16 protein-coding genes are annotated in these 16,474 nt (G+C 63.2%); 13 read left to right on the forward strand and 3 right to left on the reverse strand.

The window, feature by feature from the left end:
• From CDQ91_RS21110 to CDQ91_RS19720, 11 genes are all read left to right on the forward strand, one after another.
• On the forward strand, nt 1-93 hold a 93-nt coding region (locus CDQ91_RS21110), incomplete at its 5' end, for an integrase catalytic subunit (RefSeq protein WP_144036679.1).
• Nucleotides 94-271: 178 nt separating this feature from the next.
• Nucleotides 272-1,339, forward strand: a complete 1,068-nt coding sequence (locus CDQ91_RS21370; RefSeq protein ID WP_158213734.1) for a DUF7064 domain-containing protein — start codon at nt 272-274, stop codon at nt 1,337-1,339.
• Between the two features lie 41 nt (nt 1,340-1,380).
• Nucleotides 1,381-2,106, forward strand: coding sequence for an SDR family oxidoreductase (locus tag CDQ91_RS19680; RefSeq protein ID WP_158213735.1), 726 nt, complete (start codon nt 1,381-1,383; stop codon nt 2,104-2,106).
• A 48-nt stretch (nt 2,107-2,154) separates the two neighbouring features.
• Nucleotides 2,155-3,540, forward strand: coding sequence for a phosphotransferase family protein (locus tag CDQ91_RS19685; RefSeq protein ID WP_144036833.1), 1,386 nt, complete (start codon nt 2,155-2,157; stop codon nt 3,538-3,540).
• Nucleotides 3,531-4,781: an MFS transporter gene (locus tag CDQ91_RS19690; RefSeq protein WP_088474413.1), complete on the forward strand. Its 1,251-nt coding sequence runs from the start codon at nt 3,531-3,533 to the stop codon at nt 4,779-4,781. The genes CDQ91_RS19685 and CDQ91_RS19690 overlap by 10 nt, the downstream gene beginning before the upstream one ends.
• A gap of 412 nt (nt 4,782-5,193) precedes the next feature.
• The gene (locus tag CDQ91_RS19695; protein WP_088474414.1) at nt 5,194-5,688 is read left to right on the forward strand and encodes a GFA family protein; all 495 of its coding nucleotides are present in this window, start codon (nt 5,194-5,196) and stop codon (nt 5,686-5,688) included.
• 186 nt (nt 5,689-5,874) lie between these two features.
• On the forward strand, nt 5,875-7,059 hold the full coding sequence (gene purT, locus CDQ91_RS19700; RefSeq protein ID WP_088474450.1) for a formate-dependent phosphoribosylglycinamide formyltransferase: 1,185 nt from the start codon (nt 5,875-5,877) through the stop codon (nt 7,057-7,059).
• A gap of 28 nt (nt 7,060-7,087) precedes the next feature.
• Complete coding sequence (gene polA / locus CDQ91_RS19705) at nt 7,088-9,901, forward strand: DNA polymerase I (RefSeq protein WP_088474415.1); 2,814 nt, start codon at nt 7,088-7,090, stop codon at nt 9,899-9,901.
• On the forward strand, nt 9,898-10,401 hold the full coding sequence (locus tag CDQ91_RS19710; RefSeq protein WP_088474416.1) for a hypothetical protein: 504 nt from the start codon (nt 9,898-9,900) through the stop codon (nt 10,399-10,401). The genes polA and CDQ91_RS19710 overlap by 4 nt, the downstream gene beginning before the upstream one ends.
• A 78-nt stretch (nt 10,402-10,479) precedes the next feature.
• On the forward strand, nt 10,480-11,745 hold the full coding sequence (locus tag CDQ91_RS19715) for a hypothetical protein (protein ID WP_088474417.1): 1,266 nt from the start codon (nt 10,480-10,482) through the stop codon (nt 11,743-11,745).
• A gap of 109 nt (nt 11,746-11,854) precedes the next feature.
• Entirely contained in the window at nt 11,855-12,532 is a 678-nt protein-coding gene (locus CDQ91_RS19720; protein ID WP_237246073.1) for a CDP-alcohol phosphatidyltransferase family protein, read from the forward strand.
• 3 nt (nt 12,533-12,535) lie between these two features.
• Here the strand turns inward: CDQ91_RS19720 and CDQ91_RS19725 are convergent, their stop codons facing one another.
• On the reverse strand, nt 12,536-13,432 hold the full coding sequence (locus CDQ91_RS19725) for a prephenate dehydratase (protein WP_088474419.1): 897 nt from the start codon (nt 13,430-13,432) through the stop codon (nt 12,536-12,538).
• A 180-nt stretch (nt 13,433-13,612) separates the two neighbouring features.
• On the opposite strand from CDQ91_RS19725, the gene CDQ91_RS19730 reads away from it, so the two are divergent.
• Entirely contained in the window at nt 13,613-14,257 is a 645-nt protein-coding gene (locus CDQ91_RS19730) for a c-type cytochrome (RefSeq protein WP_088474420.1), read from the forward strand.
• Nucleotides 14,257-14,688, forward strand: coding sequence for a c-type cytochrome (locus tag CDQ91_RS19735; protein WP_088474421.1), 432 nt, complete (start codon nt 14,257-14,259; stop codon nt 14,686-14,688). Before CDQ91_RS19730 ends, CDQ91_RS19735 begins: the two co-directional genes overlap by 1 nt.
• Before the next feature lie 144 nt (nt 14,689-14,832).
• On the opposite strand, the gene CDQ91_RS19740 is transcribed toward CDQ91_RS19735, so the two are convergent.
• Complete coding sequence (locus tag CDQ91_RS19740) at nt 14,833-15,705, reverse strand: LOG family protein (RefSeq protein WP_088474422.1); 873 nt, start codon at nt 15,703-15,705, stop codon at nt 14,833-14,835.
• A 37-nt stretch (nt 15,706-15,742) separates the two neighbouring features.
• Entirely contained in the window at nt 15,743-16,444 is a 702-nt protein-coding gene (locus tag CDQ91_RS19745; RefSeq protein ID WP_088474423.1) for an extensin family protein, read from the reverse strand.
• Between the last annotated feature and the right edge of the window lie 30 nt (nt 16,445-16,474).

Here is a 16,474-nt window from a genome sequence, read left to right on the forward strand (position 1 = left end):
GCGCCGGAGGCCGTTCCCTCGCCAGTGTTGCCCTCCGGTTCCGCTTCGCTCCACCTACGGCCAACACTGGCGAGGGAGGCGTCAATGCACTAACAATCCACCCGGACCACTCGGTGGGGGCCGGTCATCAGGTCAAATTCTGATCCAGGCGGCGGCCGCAATCCTCTCTGCCGGCCGCCGCTTTCTTTGGGGAGAGCCATGCCCCGCATTGTGGCGAGAGCCTTGCAATGTATGGATGCTGGTTCTCCCTCTCTTTCTAGCAAGAAGCAGGATGACCGCCAGGATGGAACGCAGTCAGAACAGCAGCGGGCAAAACAGCAGCGGGGCCCCGAGCCCGACCAATCTGCGTCCGCAGCTTGGGGGCCTTCCCCTTTACGAATGCAGTCCCGAGGACGAGTTTCTCCACCTGCCGGCGGCCTCGGGCCATTATTCGTCCACCGAGACAACCTATTGGGGTTTCAATATCCCGGAAAAGCAGATCAACGGTGAAATCTATATGTGGTTTCACCCGGTGTTGCGGATGTGCAGCGCCAGCGTCTACATCTGGAAGGGATTTCACGGTTCAACGCTGTCATGCGAATATGTGAACCACTATCATTATCTTCCTTTTCCCGAGAATGGGATCGCTGAATATCGCGTCGCCGATACGATGGACTTGCGTTTCCGCGTCATCGAGCCGCTCAAGACAATCGAGATCATCTATCGCGATGCCGAGCGCGGCGTGGCCTTCTCGCTCCTCAACGAGGCGATCATGCCGCCCGCCGGACGGCCAGGCGGATTCCATTTCACCCAGGCGATGAAGGTGAAGGGTTCGCTCGAACTCTTCGGCGAAACCCACGCGATAGATAGCTATTTCTCACGCGATCACAGCTGGAGTCAGGAGCGCCGCGAAACCTCGCGCGTCGGGCCACCGCTGACCTGGATGGTCGGCGTATTCGGTGACGATCTCGCTTTCCACGCAGTCGGCTATGATGATCCCGCGCTTCGGCCCGGCTGGGAAGATCGTTATCCAGCCGTGCAGCCGGGCCAGGGACTTGGCTGGGGCTTCATCTTCAAGGACGGCGTGACGAAGCCGATCAAGTCGATGCGCAAGCTGACGCACCGCGAGGACGACGGGCTTTCTCCGATCAGCTTCGACGTCGAACTCATCGACATCGATGACGAATGTCACACCATAAAAGGCCAGGTTCAGGCGCGAATGCCCTGGCAGACCTGGCAGAATATGAACGTATATTTCTGCCAGACCCGTTGGGAACTCGACGGCAGAACCGGCTATGGCGATGCGCAGGATATTCAGATGAACGACTTCGTCCATCATTTCGCGAAACAGCGGGGCTGAGGCGGGGACATGCCGATCCCCTCCCCCTGGACCAAGTTTTCATGACTCTTGAAGGCGCGACAATCCTCATTACCGGCAGCAACCGGGGTCTCGGCCGAACACTTGTGGGCGCGGGGCTGGAGGTCGGCGCGAAAAAAATCTACGCGGCCGCGCGGTGCAGCGCCGATGTCGCGAACGATGATCCCCGCATTGTCCCAATAGAACTCGATGTCTGCGATCCGGCCTCCATCGAACGCGCGCGCGCGACTTGCGGTGACGTCGACATCTTGATCAACAACGCCGCATCGCTCGCCAATGCGTCAACCTATCGAGCGAAGGCTCTCGCCCCGGCCAGGACGGAAATGGAAACAAATTTCTGGGGCCTCGTTGGCATGTGCCGTGCCTTCGCGCCGGTTCTGGAGGGCCGCGAGGGAAGCGCTATCGTCAATATTCTCTCGATGGGCGCGCTCGCCGGCATTCCATTTTGCGGCAGCTATTGCGCCTCGAAGGCCGCCGCCTGGTCGTTCACTCAAGCGCTTCGTCTTGAGTTGGCGGCGAGTGGAACAGCCGTGGTCGCAGTCTTTCCCGGCCCGATCGCGACCGAGATGGCCCGACCGCATGAGCGCGAAGGCCGCTGGCCTGCCGAAGAGGTGGCGCGCGCCATCTACGAAGGCCTTGCACGCGGCGACCCGCATATTTTTCCCGACCCCGTAGCGCAATCGGTGGCGGCTTCTTACGCGGCCGATCCTTGGGGCCTGCCTACCCGGTTCGCGGGATCGATCGACTGAACAATCCGGGCCGAGCCCGGACAAGAGAAAAAATGAGTGGAGAGCGATGTGGCGGACAAAGGGACCCTGATAGCCGGCGAGATTCTCGCGGCCATTGGGCTGGAGCTCAATCAGCGGATCATTCCGGCAATTTCAGATGCCGATGCGCTGCACTCGGCAAAAATGGCGGAGGATATTCTTTCACACCTGAGCGGGTGGCTTTTGCTCGGCGACGAAATTTCCGGGGCGGTCGTCGCCGACTTCGACGCGTTGACGCGCGGCGCCGTAGCTCCCGAGCTGATCGACGATCATCTGCTCATGTCGAGCCCGCTCGGCGCGCTTCGCGAGCGCCTTCAGGACGATCTTGAAGCCGGAAGAACCGAAGACATCAAGTCGGCGGTCGCAGCGGACTCGAAGATGTTCGAGGCCGAGTTGCGCGCGATCAAATGTGTCCGTGACGAGACCGAAGAGCGGCTTCGTGCGAGCGAGCGCGTGGTCAGCTCGGCGCTCGCGACTGAATTTCTGGAGGCTATACTCGGCCCCGGCCATATTGTGTCCGCGGTCGACCGGGCTCCCGGCGGATATTCGAAAGATACGCTCTTCTTCTCCGGCGCCGCTCCTGACGGCTCAGACCTGCCGCTCGTCGTTCGCCGCGACCTCCCTTTCGGTCCCGGCGAGACCACGGTCATCGACGAATTCCATCTGATCGAGGGGCTATGGAAGGCGGGCTTTCCCGTCGCGCGCCCTCTCGCCCTCGATGCCGGCGGCATCCTCGGCAAACCAGCCATGATCTCCGAGCGCGTCGCCGGGCGCTCGGGCACCGAAGAATGGGCGAGAGATGAGGTGCTTCGCGATCGCATCTGCGCGTCCCTTGCCGATGTCGCAGCCCGCCTGCACCGTATAGATCCGATCGATTTCGGGCTTGTCGAACCGGGTAAGAATCCCCGCGAGGTCGTCCGCGACTATGTCCTTGAATGGCAGGAACGCTGGCATCGCAACCGCCTCCACCCCTCACCCGTCCTCGCCGCTGGCTATGCATGGCTGCTGGCGAACATCCCCGAGCGCATCGACCATGTGTCGATCGTCCACGGCGACATCGGCTTCCACAACACGATGGTCGCCGACGGCGAGCTGACGGCACTTCTCGATTGGGAGTTCGCCCATCTCGGCGATGCCACCGAAGACTTGAGCTACTGTCGCCCCTTCATCGAGGAAATTGGCGGCTGGGAGTTGTTCATGGAAACCTATCGCAACGCCGGCGGCCCCGAATATCGCGAACAGAACGCCCGCTATTTCAATGTCTGGCGCTCGGTACGGAACGCTTCCTCCTGCGCGACGGCGTGGCGCGGTTTCACCAGCGGCAGCTATCCGGCGCTCAAGATGGTGCATCAGGGCATCCCTCTATACCGGCGCTTCGTCCGCGAAGTCGCCGAGGCGCTGCGCACATGCATATGACGGAAATCACCGAAGGCGCCCCAAAAAGTGAATGGCGTGACGGCTGGCCGCTCGTGCTCACCGCAGCACTCGGCTGCGCCTTCGCGGCATCGCACGCCGTCACCATGGGCACGTTCGTCGGACCGTTGACCGCGGAGTTTGGCTGGTCGCGCGGCGAGGTAACCGCCGGCGTATCAATCGGTGCGCTCGGATCGATTTTTCTCGTTCCGGCGCTCGGACGGATCGTCGACAAGATCGGCGCCCGCAAGATCGGCCTGATGGGCCCCCCAGCCTATGCGGCCGGGCTGCTCCTGATCAGCTTTTGTGGCCCTTCCATATATGGTTGGTATGCCGCCTGGATCATAATGGCGATCCTCAGCCTCTGCATCAGCCCCCTCGTCTGGACGATGGCGGTTGCAAGCCGTTTCGAAAAAAGCCGTGGCCTTGCCCTGGCCTTTGTGCTCGCCGGCATGAGCGTCGGGGCGGCAGTCTTTCCTTTGGCCGCTGCCACACTCATCGAGAATTTCGGCTGGCGTGCCGCCTACCGGGTCAACGCGCTCGCCGCCGTCGTGATCGTGCTACCACTTGCACTCGCCTTTCTACGCGATGCGCGCGATCTCCGCGCCACGAAGGCAGAGCAAATCCTCGATACAGAAGTGGACGTCCCGGGACTCAGCCTCAAGGAGGCTTTCAAAACGCGCGCCTTCTGGCAAATCGTGGCGATGCTGGCGCTGGTCGCAGGTGTCTATAACGCGATCTACCAGCACTTCCAGCCGATGATGACCGATGCCGGGATGACAGCCATGCAGGCCGCCGCGATTGCGGGCATCATCGGCCCGGTCTCCTTTGCAGCGCGCCTGCTCACGGGTTATCTTCTCGATCGCGTCAGCCCCCCGTTCGTCGCTGCTGTCGCCTTTGCGATACCCATTCTCAGCTGCCTGCTCCTCATCGGCTTCGACGGCAATCCGGTCGTCGCCGGTATAGCCATCGCGTGCTGCGCATTGGCCTCAGGCGCCGAGATCGACATGATCGCCTATCTCGGCGCACGCTATTTCGGAATGAAGAATTACGGCGCGATATACGGCGTCATCTTCGCCGGGCATACGGTGGGTTGGGCCCTGTTGCCACCTTTGACCGGGGCTGTTTTCGATCGCACCGGCAGCTACGACACGGCGCTGATCGCCATGGCCATTCTTCTTGGCGCGGCAGTCGTGCTCGCCGCGACGCTCGGCAAACCAAAAGCACTCCACCCCGATCGCTGATTACTATCCAGATGGCCATGCGAAAGCCCAACCTTCCACGGCTTATCCCGGAGCTTGCACTCCATTCTATTCCGCATTTGACCAGCCCGGTTCACCGTCTGCCGACCGCGAAATGGTGAGCGATTTCGTCGTCTTATTTCAGAAGGCGCGGTGCGGCGAGTATCAGCACCAGAATGAGGGATGTGACGGCCCCGGAATTGGGGTCCGATGAACGGCCGCTTCCGGGCGCACGTCGGAAACCCGGCGGCGACGGCCTTCGGGAGTGAAGCTGTCGTCGCCATGTTGAATGGCGTGCGCGTTCAAATTGACTGACGCTATTTATCCGCGGGCGGCCAGCGGCTAAGGTCTCGATTATGAGAGCGCAAAGTTCGAATATTGTGAATTGAATAATGAGATGGGAGTTTAAGTCGCGATGAGCAGCCCCGAACGCCTTGAAGTCCATGCCTCAGGGGGCTGCCAGTGCGGCGCGGTGCGCTATCGTGCGAGTGCGATGCTCGATACCTCGCACATCTGCCATTGCCGGATGTGCCAGAAGACGGCGGGCAATTATTTCGCGGCGCTGATCGGAATCCCGAAGGACGCACTCAACTGGACGCGCGGCACCCCGGCGACCTTCAAAAGCTCCGATCAGGTCGAACGCGGCTTCTGCCGGACATGCGGCACGCCGCTCTATTATGATTATGCGGCCAGCAAACATCTGAGCGTCACCACCGGCTCGCTCGACAATCCGGCGGACTTTCCGCCGCGGGTGCAGTTCGGCATCGAGGGGCGCATGCCCTGGTTCGATACGCTTTCCGGCCTGGCCGAAGAAGGCACGACCGAAGAGACAATGAGCGAATATGTCGGCGCGATCCGGGCGAGCAACCACCAGCATCCCGATCATGATACAAAGGATTGGCCCGAATGACAGCCTGACGCCCGTCGCGCGTCAGGATGCCAAGGACGCGTTCGAGCTGTGCGGTCCCGGCCATCTTTCTTCTCCCTTGTGGTCAGGACCAGTCTGACCGGTGCGTGCGCAGACGCTTTGAACAAACGTGCATTGCGCTTCGGCGCGATATCGGGTGTGGATGCGGCTTCAGATTCGGAGCCGCACATGACCCCCACCGCCACCATCCTCCTCCTCGGTTCGGGCGAGCTCGGCCGCGAGTTCGTCATTTCGGCGAAGCGCCTCGGGTGCCGCGTGATCGCCTGCGACAGCTATGAAGGCGCACCCGCGATGCAGGTCGCCGATGGGTTTGAGGTTTTCTCGATGCTCGACGGCGACGCACTGCGCGCAACCGTCGAGAAATATCGCCCGGACCATATCGTTCCCGAGGTCGAAGCGATCCGTACCGAGGTACTGGCCGAACTGGAGGCCGAAGGGTTCCACGTCGTTCCCTCGGCACGCGCCGCGCAGCTGACGATGAACCGCGATGCGATCCGCGATCTTGCTGCAAGCGAACTCGGCCTCACCACCTCGACCTTCGAATATGCAACGAGCCGCGAGGAAATGGCCGCTGCGGCGGCGCGCGTCGGCTTCCCGCTCGTCGTCAAACCTGTCATGTCGTCGTCGGGCAAGGGTCAGAGCACGGTCAAGGACGCCGCCGGGATCGACACCGCGTGGGATTATGCCGCCGCCGGGATGCGCGGCGACCGGCTGCGCGTGATCGCCGAGGCGTTTATCGACTTCGATTATGAGATCACGCTGCTGACCATCCGCCACAAGGATGGCGTTTCCTTCTGCCCGCCGATCGGCCACCGGCAGGAGCGCGGCGATTACCGCGAAAGCTGGCAGCCCGCCGCCATGTCGGCCGCGGCGCTCGCGAGCGCGCAGGATATGGCGACCAAGGTCGTCGACGCGCTCGGCGGTCACGGCATTTTCGGGGTCGAGTTTTTCGTCAAGGGCGACACCGTGATCTTCTCCGAACTCTCGCCGCGTCCGCACGATACCGGCATGGTGACGCTCATCTCGCAGCGCCTGACCCAGTTCGACCTTCATGCGCGTGCGATCCTCGGCCTGCCGATCCCCGCGATTGTGGCGCCCGATGCGAGCGCAAGCGCGGTGCTGCTCGCCGACCGCGACGCACAGAATTTCGCAATCACCGGCCTCGCCGACGCCCTCGCCGCACCCGACACCGACACCGACACCGCAATCGATGCACGCATCTTCGGCAAGCCCGTCGCCCGCCCCTATCGCCGCATGGGGATTACGCTGGCACGCGTCGCGGATGGCAGCACCGATGATGCCCGCGCGGCGGCAGTCGCAGCGGCGGCGAAGCTCGTCATCGACTATCGCTAGGGCGCACCTCCCCTGCTACATCCCCGCCATGTCTCAGAAGAATCATCTCTACCTCGTCGACGGCTCCGGCTATATTTTCCGCGCCTATCATCGTCTGCCCCCGCTGACGAACCCGCAGGGAACGCCGGTCGGTGCGGTTTATGGCTATACGACGATGCTGTGGAAGCTTGCGAAAGACCTTCACGACGCCGACGGCCCGACGCATCTGGCGGTGATCCTCGACCATAGCGGCAAGTCGTTCCGCAACGACATTTATCCCGATTACAAGGCGCATCGCCCGCCCGCGCCCGAAGATCTGGTGCCGCAATTCCCGCTGATCCGCGACGCGACGCGCGCCTTTTCGCTGCCGTGCATCGAGCAGGAAGGCTTTGAGGCCGACGATCTGATCGCCAGCTATACCGAGGCCGCAGTCGCCGCCGGCTGGGACGTGACGATCGTGTCGAGCGACAAGGATCTGATGCAGCTGGTGCGCGAGCCCGCCGACGGACCGCACGTCGACATGCTCGACACGATGAAGAATGTTCGCGTCGGTGAGGTAGGCGTCGAAGAGAAATTCGGCGTCGGCCCGAAACTGGTCGGCGATATCCTCGCGCTGATGGGCGACAGCGCCGACAATGTCCCCGGCGTCCCCGGCATCGGCCCCAAGACCGCGACCAAATTGATCGTCGAACATGGCGACCTCGACGCCGTGCTTGCCGCCGCAGCGACGATGAAGCCCAGCAAGCTGCGCGAAAATCTGATCGAGCATGAGGAGAAGGCGCGGCTGAGCCGCGTGCTGGTCGAACTGAAAAGCGACATGCCGCTGCCCGATCCATTGGACGACCTCAAGCTCGGCGCGATCCCGCCCGTGCCGCTGAAAGCCTTCCTCGACGAACATGGCTTCCGCTCGCTGTCGGCGAAGGTCGATACCGGTGTGACACCCGGCGGCCCGCCGACTCTGCCGCGCGGCGGCGCCGCTCCGGCTGCGCCCGCCGCCGACGCATCATCGACCCCGACGCTGCCGCCAATGCCCGCGATCGACCGTTCGGCCTATGAGTGCGTGACGACGATCGACGCGCTCGACCGCTGGATTGCCGAAGCCCGGGCCGCGCATGTCGTCGCAGTCGATACCGAAACCGCCAGCCTCGATAGCGTCACCGGCCGTCTCGTCGGCGTCAGCCTCGCGACCGCGCCGGGCAAGGCCTGCTACATCCCGCTCGGCCATGGCGGCACCGACATGTTCGCCGAAAAGCCCGATCAGATCGATTTCGATACCGCGATCAATCGGCTGCGCACGCTGTTCGCCGACGATGCGGTGCTGAAAGTCGGCCATAATCTGAAATATGACATCGGCGTGCTCGCGCAGCACGGTGTAACTATCGCGCCCTATGACGACACGCTGGTGATGAGCTTCGCGCTCGACGCGGGCAAGCATCAGCACGGGCTCGACGAGTTGGCGAAACTCCACCTCGATCACATCTGCCTGACCTTCAAGGAAATGTGCGGGACGGGCAAATCGCAGATCAGCTTTGCCGAAGTCCAGCTCGACCGCGCGACCGAATATGCCGCCGAAGATGCCGACGTCGCGCTGCGGCTATGGAAACTGCTCAAGCTGCGCCTGCCGATCGAGGGCGGGACGCGCGTGTACGAGATGGTCGACCGCCCGCTCGCCGCCATCGTCGAAACGATGGAGCGCGCCGGCATCATGGTGAATCGCGATTATCTGGCGAAGCTGTCGGGCGAATTCGCGACCGAAATGCTGCGCATTGAGGGCGAGATCCACGGTCTCGCCGGCCAGCCCTTCTCGATCGGCAGCCCCAAGCAGCTTGGCGAAATCCTGTTCGACAAGCTCGGCCTCAAGGGCGGGCGCAAGGGCAAGTCGGGCGACTGGTCGACCGACCTGAGCGAACTCGAACGGCTCGAACGCGACGGCGTGCCGATCGCGCGCAAAATCCTCGAATGGCGCCAGCTTGCGAAGCTCAAGTCGACCTATACCGACGCGCTCCAGCAACAGATCAACGCCAAGACCGGCCGAGTCCACACCAGCTACAGCCTCGTCGGCGCGCAAACCGGGCGCCTGTCGTCGACCGATCCCAATTTGCAGAATATCCCGATCCGCACCGAAACCGGCCGCCAGATCCGCGACGCCTTCATCGCCGCGCCCGGCCATGTGCTGATCGCTGCCGACTATAGCCAGATCGAGCTGCGTCTCGCCGCGCATATGGCCGACGTTCCCGAACTCAAGGAAGCCTTTGCGCAGGGGCAGGATATTCACAGCGCGACCGCGATCGAATTGTTCGGTGAAAGCAATCGCGACACCCGCGGCAAGGCGAAGACGGTCAATTTCTCGATCCTCTATGGCATTTCGCGCTGGGGCCTCGCGGGCCGCCTCGAGATCACCCCCGACGAAGCGCAGGCGTTGATCGCGCGCTATTTTGAGCGCTTCCCCGGCATTTCGGACTATATCACCGACACGCTCGAAGGCGTGCGCGCCAAGGGATACACCGAGACGCTGTTCGGCCGCAAAACCTGGTTCCCGCGCATCAAGGCAGCAAACCAGAATGAACGCGCGGGCAGCGAGCGCGCCGCGATCAATGCGCCAATTCAGGGCACCAGCGCCGACCTGATCAAACGCGCGATGGCGCGCATGCCGAAAGCGCTTTCCGACGCTGGCCTGTCCGACGTCAAAATGCTGCTCCAGGTCCACGACGAACTCGTGTTCGAGGCCCCCGAGGACAAGGCGGCGGCCGCCAGCGAGATCATCCGCGCGGTGATGGCGGGCGCCGCCGAACCCGCGCTCAAGCTGTCGGTTCCGCTCGAGGTGGAGATCGGGACCGGAAAAAGCTGGGGCGAAGCGCATTGATTGCAGCGCTGATGCTCATGGCGGCGCTTGCCGCCGATCCCGTTGCTGCGCAGCCGCTTCCGCAGGCCGAAGTCCCCGCGCCCAGCCTGGGGTCGATCGCCGACGCCGACATACGCGAATATGCCGCACTGGCGGGGCGCAAGATCGCCGGGCAGCCGGTGGGCGGACCCTATGCGACCGCCGACAAATTGCTGCTGCTCACCCGCGACAAAAATGGCTATCCGGCGATCGCCACCAGCATTGGCATGCCCACGCGTCAGTCTCTCCCGCCGCCGCCACGGGGCACGCTCGCGATCATCCGCCTGCGCCAGAAATCGGAAACCATCGTTCCCGGCCCGTCGGCCGACGATCGTGCCTTTGTCGCGGCGAACAAATTGCCGCTGTTCGTCGTCGGCGAATGGGCGCGCCCGGCGCCGATGTGGGAGGTCGCGTGGCTCGACGACGCCGTGCGTTTTCGCACCATCGGCGAGGTCGGCGAAATCGGTCCCTGGCAGGAATAGGGTCGGGACCCCTTCCATTTTTTTGCTTGACCGTATTGTTTAAACGATACAGTTCGCCGAAAAAATCAGGAGCCCCTCATGTCACGTCAAACCTTTGTCGCATCGCTGCTAACGGCCGCGATGTTCCTGTCTTTGCCTGTCGCTGCGAAAGCGGAGTCCGCCGCGCCGCCTGCGACCGAAAAGGTCGAGATTCTCCCGATCACATTTTCCGCAAACGGCATGTCGGGCGCCGGAGGCGAGCGACTGCGTGGCGAGTTGAAGGACGCGCAATTTATTGCTGTCGGCGAAGACCATGGTCTGGCCGGATCGCCGCAACTCACCCTGGCAATCGCCCATGATGCCGAAGCAATCGACGATAGCCCGCTCTATCATGCCGCAGAAGTGGGGCCCCACACGGCGAACTGGGTCAGCGCGCATCTCAAAAGCGGGGGCGTGGATGCACTCGGCGCGGCGCTCGCGACGCAGCCATGGGCGATTCCCTTTCTGACCAATGCAGAGGATGCCGCGCTCGCAGCGCCCTTTGCCAATGAAAACCGGCTTTGGGGCATTGATCAGGAGTTTCTGGGCGCAACGTCCATTCTGCTCGACGTTTTGAGCGCCCGGACCCGCGACAAGGCCGTGCGCAAACGGCTCGCCGACTGGCGCGACCGGGATCGCGCCGCGCTGGCCGACGGAAATTTCGGCGGGATCATGTTGATGACCACCGCCACCGCAGAGGATTTTGCGGCGCTCCAGCGCCATTTCGCCGATGACCGCGAAGCGCGGGCGATCGTCGACGCCTTGACGGACAGCGCGGATATCTATCACCTGAATCTCGCAGGGAAGCATCTGCAAAATAACGAAGAACGCGCCCTGTTGATGCGCGAATATTTCCTGACCGCCTATCGCTCGGTCCCGGCGCCAGCCCCGCGCGTCCTGCTGAAAATGGGGGCAAATCACCTCGGGCGCGGCACGACGCCGACCGCCATCTACGACCTCGGCTCGCTGCTTCCCGGGCTCGCCGCCGCCAATGGACAAAAATCGCTGCACATCGCCTATATCCCGATGGCAGGCTCGGTGCTCCAGATCGCGCCTTCGCCGAAGGGCTTTACACAAATCAGCGCCTATGAAGACACCAACATCGGTCCCATTCTCGACGCTGCCGGCATCGCGCGCGAGATGATTCCTGCCACCGGCCATGCCTTGATTCCCGTTGCGGCCCTGCGCCACCAGCTGGCGGGGCAAAAGCTGCAAGCCTTGCCCGAATTTGCCCGCTTCCTGCTGCTCGGCTTCGATTATCTGGTCACCACGCGCGACGCCAAGCCGGCAACGAACTTCGAAACCCTCGCCAAACGGCCCTCCTGACGGGGCGCGCCGAAGGCTGCGCCCCTTCCCCGCCCCGCCATTTCTTTCTATGGCGGGGCGATGACAGGCGGCTGACACTTTTGTGACGGCCCGGATGAAGGCCCTTTTTTTGAGCAATATCAACCCAACAGCCAACAAGCCGCCCGTTCGAATCCAGCAAAATCTTCTGGCCCGTGGCGAACGGCGCCTGCTCAACTGGCTGTGCCCACGCCTTCCGGGCTGGGTAACCCCCGACCAGTTGACGACGCTGGGCTTTGCGGGCGCGGTGATGGTTGCTGCGGGCTATGCCCTCAGTTGGTTCGACACCGAATGGCTGGGCCTTTCGCTGCTTGGCTATGTCGTCAACTGGTTCGGCGATTCACTCGACGGCAGCCTCGCGCGCTGGCGCCGTATCGAACGCCCCTCCTATGGCTATTTTGTCGACCATAGCGTCGATGCGGTGGGGACGCTGCTGATGGTCGGGGCGATCGGGGTCAGCCCCTATATGCGCCTCGACGTTGCGCTGCTGGCGGTCGTCGGCTATTTCCTGCTGTCGATCCACACCTTCCTTGCGGCGAAGGTCGTTGGCGAATTCCGCCTGTCCTATATGGCAGGCGGGCCGACCGAACTCCGGCTGATGCTGATGACGATGACCGTGCTGATGCCGATCATCGGCAGCGGCATGGTGCCGCACACACCCTTTTCTGCCTTTGACCTGTTCGCGCTGGTCGTCGCCAGCATCCTGGTGACGCTGTTCATTCTCCAGAGCTATGCCACCGCGCGCATCCTCGCGCGCCGCGGCGAATAAGCCTTAACCGCCGCGGACCCGCGCCATCGGATAGGTGCCGAGCAGCCGCAGCGACTTGGTCTGGAAATCCAGCTCCTCGAGTGCCCGGTCGATATTTTCGTCCCCCGGCGCACCGACAATGTCGGTATAGAATTGGGTTGCGGCAAAGCTGCCCGCGACCTGATAGCTCTCCAGCTTGGTCATATTGACGCCGTTGGTCGCAAAACCGCCGAGCGCCTTGTAAAGCGCGGCCGGAATATTCTTCACCTCGAACATGAAGGTGGTCATCAGCGGCCCTTCGATCGCCGACAGATCGGCGAGCGGCTCGCGCGCCAGGATGACGAAGCGCGTCATATTGTGATCGGCATCCTCCATCCCGGTGCCGTGCAAGGTCAGCCCATAGATTTCGGCGGCATGCGGCGGCGCCAGCGCGGCGAGCCCGACTTCATCGCTGTCGGCGACCCACGCCGCGGCGCCCGCGGTGTCGCTGTGCGCGATCGGCGCGATCTGATTCGCGCGCAGCCAGTTGCGGCATTGCCCCAGCGCCTGTTCATGGCTCATCGCACGCGTCACCGGCCCGAGATCGCGGCTCATCAGCCCGTAACGGATGCGCAGGAAATGCTCGCCGACGATCGACAGACCGGATTCGGGCAGCAGGAAATGAATATCGGCGACACGGCCGTGCAGGCTGTTCTCGATCGGGATGATCGCGCGGTCGACACGGCCTTCGCGCACGGCGTCGATCGCGTCCTGAAAGGAATAACAGGGCAGCGGCAGCGAATCTGGATCATATTCGCGCGCGGCAAGATCGCTGTTCGCGCCCGGCGCACCCTGAAAGGCCAGGCCGCGTGCGGGATCGGCCAAGGCCGCCACCTTCATCTCGTCGACCAACCGCTGTGCCGAAGCCGTATAACTGCCCATGTCTGCCTTTCCGCGCCCGAACCGCGGCGCATAGCCGGGCGGGCGCAGCCACGCAACCGGAGCGGTCGCTGATTCATCGGTTCGCGCCCCCTTGCGCCGCCGTGCCCGCCCCAGTAAGGGAGCGACCAAATCAGATCATGCGACCCGACAAGGGCGCGAACGAACACGGGGCTGCAGACCATGGACAATCGCAACAACACTATTGCTGGCTGGGTATTGTTTGCCGGCATTTGTGCACTGGGCCTGACGATCGGGTCGAGCATGATCTTCGCCGGTCACGCCCCCGAAAAGCCCGGATTCCCGATCGAGGATGCCGAAGCTGGCGGCAACAGCGGCAAGCCCGCCGTGCCGATCGCGAACCTGCTCGCCGCCGCCGATGTGGCGAAGGGCGAAGCGGTGTTCGCAAAGTGCGCCGCGTGCCACACGATCAATTCGGGCGGCGCCAACGGCATCGGTCCGAATCTGTTCGGCGCGCTGGGCAAGGCTCACGGCCACGTCCCGGGCTTCGCCTATTCGGACGCGCTGAAGTCGGTCCCGGGCAATTGGGATTTCGCCGGCATGGATGCCTGGCTGACCAGCCCGCGCAAATATGCGCCCGGCACCAAAATGTCCTTCGCCGGCCTCAGCAGCGCCGAAGATCGCGCGAACCTGATCGTCTATATGAACGCACAGGGTTCGAACCTGCCGCTGCCTGCTCCCGAAGCGGCTCCGGCTGAAGGCGCTGCAGCCGCTCCGGCCGATGCAACCGCAGCTCCGGCCGAAGGCGCAGTTGCCCCGGCAGCCGATGCCGCCGCAGCCCCCGCACCGGCCGAAGCCAAGAAATAATGCGCATCGCGCCCGTCCTGCTGGCGGGCGCTTTCGCCCTCGCCGGTTGCGGCAAGAGCGATCAGCCCGCCGATGCACCGGCGGGCGGTAACGCGGCCGTCGAAGCACCCGCCCCCACGATCGAGCCGACCGCGGCGATGGGCGAACAGGTCTTCAAACGCTGCGTCGCGTGCCACACAATCGACGCAGGCGGCGCCAATGGTATCGGCCCCAACCTCCACGGCATCGTCGGCCGCGCGGTCGCGTCGTACGCGGGCTTTTCCTATTCGGGCGCGATGAAGGCCAAGGGCGGTGTCTGGGACGCCGCCGCGCTCGACGCCTTTGTGGCAGAGCCGATGAAGGCGCTGCCCGGAACGCGTATGGCGTTTGCAGGGGTCATCGACCCCGCCGACCGCAAGGCGCTGTTCCTGTATCTGGAAGCTCAGAAATAATCTGATCCTCCCTGTTGCGAAGCAATGGGGAGGTGGCAGCGCGAAGCGCTGACGAAGGGGCTATGGCGCGACGCCCCCTTCCACCACCGCCTTTCGGCGGCGGTCCCCCTCCCCATCGCTACGCGACAGGGAGGATAGCAAGCCTCAGTCCGGCTCGATCGCGGCGTAAAAGTCCTGAATGATCTTCCACGCCTCGTCGGCGGTTTCGACGAACCGGAACAGGTCGAGGTCGCGGGCGCTGACCACGCCTTCCTCGACCAGCGCGTCGAAATTGACGACGCGACGCCAGAACTCCTCGCCGAACAGCACGATCGGGATCGGCTTGATCTTGCCGGTCTGGATCAGGGTCAGCAGTTCGAACATCTCGTCGAACGTGCCAAAGCCACCGGGGAAAACACAAACCGCGCGCGCGCGAAGCAGGAAATGCATCTTGCGCAGCGCGAAATAGTGGAACTGGAAGCTGAGGTCCGGGGTCACGAAACGGTTGGGCGCCTGTTCGTGCGGCAGCACGATGTTGAGCCCGACCGATTCCTTGCCCTCGTCATCGGCGCCGCGATTCGCGGCCTCCATGATCGACGGACCACCTCCCGAACAAACGACAAAGTGGCGACAGCCATTTTCGTCGCACGGCACCTGACTCGCGAGCCGCGCGAGCGCGCGCGCCTCTTCATAATATTTTGCCTTCGCCTTCAACCGGCGCGCGATGTTGCGGCTGGCATCGTCGGTTGCGGCGGCTTCGAGCGCATCGGCCTCCGCCGGTTCGGGAATACGCGCCGAACCATAGATGACGAGCATCGATTCGATCTTCGCTTCGTCGAGCAGCAATTCGGGCTTGAGCAATTCCAGCTGGAAGCGCACCGGGCGCAGATCCTCGCGCAGCAGGAACTCCTTGTCCTGAAAAGCCAGCTTGTAAGCGGCGCTCGCGGTTTGCGGGGTGGTCGTCGCCTGTTTGGCGAACTGCGCGTCATCCTTGGCTTTGTGGAAACGCGAACGATGGGGTTGTTTGTCTTCTGTCATTAACGGATGGCTAGCGCCTTCCGCGCGCAAAGCCAAGTCAGCGGCAGTAACCGTTGCCGCTCATATCCATGTGGAAGTGGTTATAATGGGCCGCGTTATAGTCGGGGCCCAGCACCGTCCCGAACCGCCGGCACGCCGATGTGTGCAGCGCGCGCAGAAAGTCCTGCGACGCCCTGTCACCCTTCCACCCGCCGTCGAGCATGATGCGCCGCCCGTCGGCGAGAACGAATCCCGATATGTCGATCGCATTCGAACTCGCGTGCTGCGACAAGCGGCCAGAGCGCCCGCCATAGATGTTGCGGCAGCTATAGGTGCCGAAGGTCTCGATCTTCACCACCTCGGTCCCGAAAAATTTTCGCGCCGCGGGCTTCACCGCATATTGCGCCCATGCCGCAAAATTGCGCGCGAGCGGACAGGTCATCGCGCCGAGGCCCGTCGTCGGCATCCCGATGTCGAGCAGCTTCACCGAATCGATCGAACTGCATCCGCCGCCATGATCCTCATTGGCGAGCGGCGTGAAACGCACCCCCGCCTGTTTCAGATCGACCGCGCATTGTTTGGATTCGGCGCTGGTGAAAGACGGCGTGCTGTTAATATGTGGGCGCTTGCCGGTGCTGGCTGTCGGGCGCTTCGAATCGTTTCGCTTCATGACATCAGGAGAACCGAAACAGGCCGAAAGCGACAGCGCTGCGGCGGCGGCAATGAGCATCCGGGGCTTCAGATACGATGGGATCGCCATGGCGCCAATCTGCAACAAATATAGTTAACA

This window comes from Sphingopyxis witflariensis, from assembly GCF_002205635.1.
Lineage (GTDB): Bacteria > Pseudomonadota > Alphaproteobacteria > Sphingomonadales > Sphingomonadaceae > Sphingopyxis > Sphingopyxis witflariensis.

Excerpts from the sequence above, each read along its gene's own strand:
- CDQ91_RS21370 (WP_158213734.1), top strand. The coding sequence starts at position 272 with ATGACCGCCAGGATGGAACGCAGTCAGAACAGCAGCGGGCAAAACAGC.
- CDQ91_RS19680 (WP_158213735.1), top strand. The coding sequence starts at position 1,381 with ATGACTCTTGAAGGCGCGACAATCCTCATTACCGGCAGCAACCGGGGT.
- CDQ91_RS19690 (WP_088474413.1), top strand. The coding sequence starts at position 3,531 with ATGCATATGACGGAAATCACCGAAGGCGCCCCAAAAAGTGAATGGCGT.
- CDQ91_RS19695 (WP_088474414.1), top strand. The coding sequence starts at position 5,194 with ATGAGCAGCCCCGAACGCCTTGAAGTCCATGCCTCAGGGGGCTGCCAG.
- purT (WP_088474450.1), top strand. The coding sequence starts at position 5,875 with ATGACCCCCACCGCCACCATCCTCCTCCTCGGTTCGGGCGAGCTCGGC.
- polA (WP_088474415.1), top strand. The coding sequence starts at position 7,088 with ATGTCTCAGAAGAATCATCTCTACCTCGTCGACGGCTCCGGCTATATT.
- CDQ91_RS19715 (WP_088474417.1), top strand. The coding sequence starts at position 10,480 with ATGTCACGTCAAACCTTTGTCGCATCGCTGCTAACGGCCGCGATGTTC.
- CDQ91_RS19725 (WP_088474419.1), bottom strand. The coding sequence starts at position 13,432 with ATGGGCAGTTATACGGCTTCGGCACAGCGGTTGGTCGACGAGATGAAG.
- CDQ91_RS19730 (WP_088474420.1), top strand. The coding sequence starts at position 13,613 with ATGGACAATCGCAACAACACTATTGCTGGCTGGGTATTGTTTGCCGGC.
- CDQ91_RS19735 (WP_088474421.1), top strand. The coding sequence starts at position 14,257 with ATGCGCATCGCGCCCGTCCTGCTGGCGGGCGCTTTCGCCCTCGCCGGT.
- CDQ91_RS19740 (WP_088474422.1), bottom strand. The coding sequence starts at position 15,705 with ATGACAGAAGACAAACAACCCCATCGTTCGCGTTTCCACAAAGCCAAG.
- CDQ91_RS19745 (WP_088474423.1), bottom strand. The coding sequence starts at position 16,444 with ATGGCGATCCCATCGTATCTGAAGCCCCGGATGCTCATTGCCGCCGCC.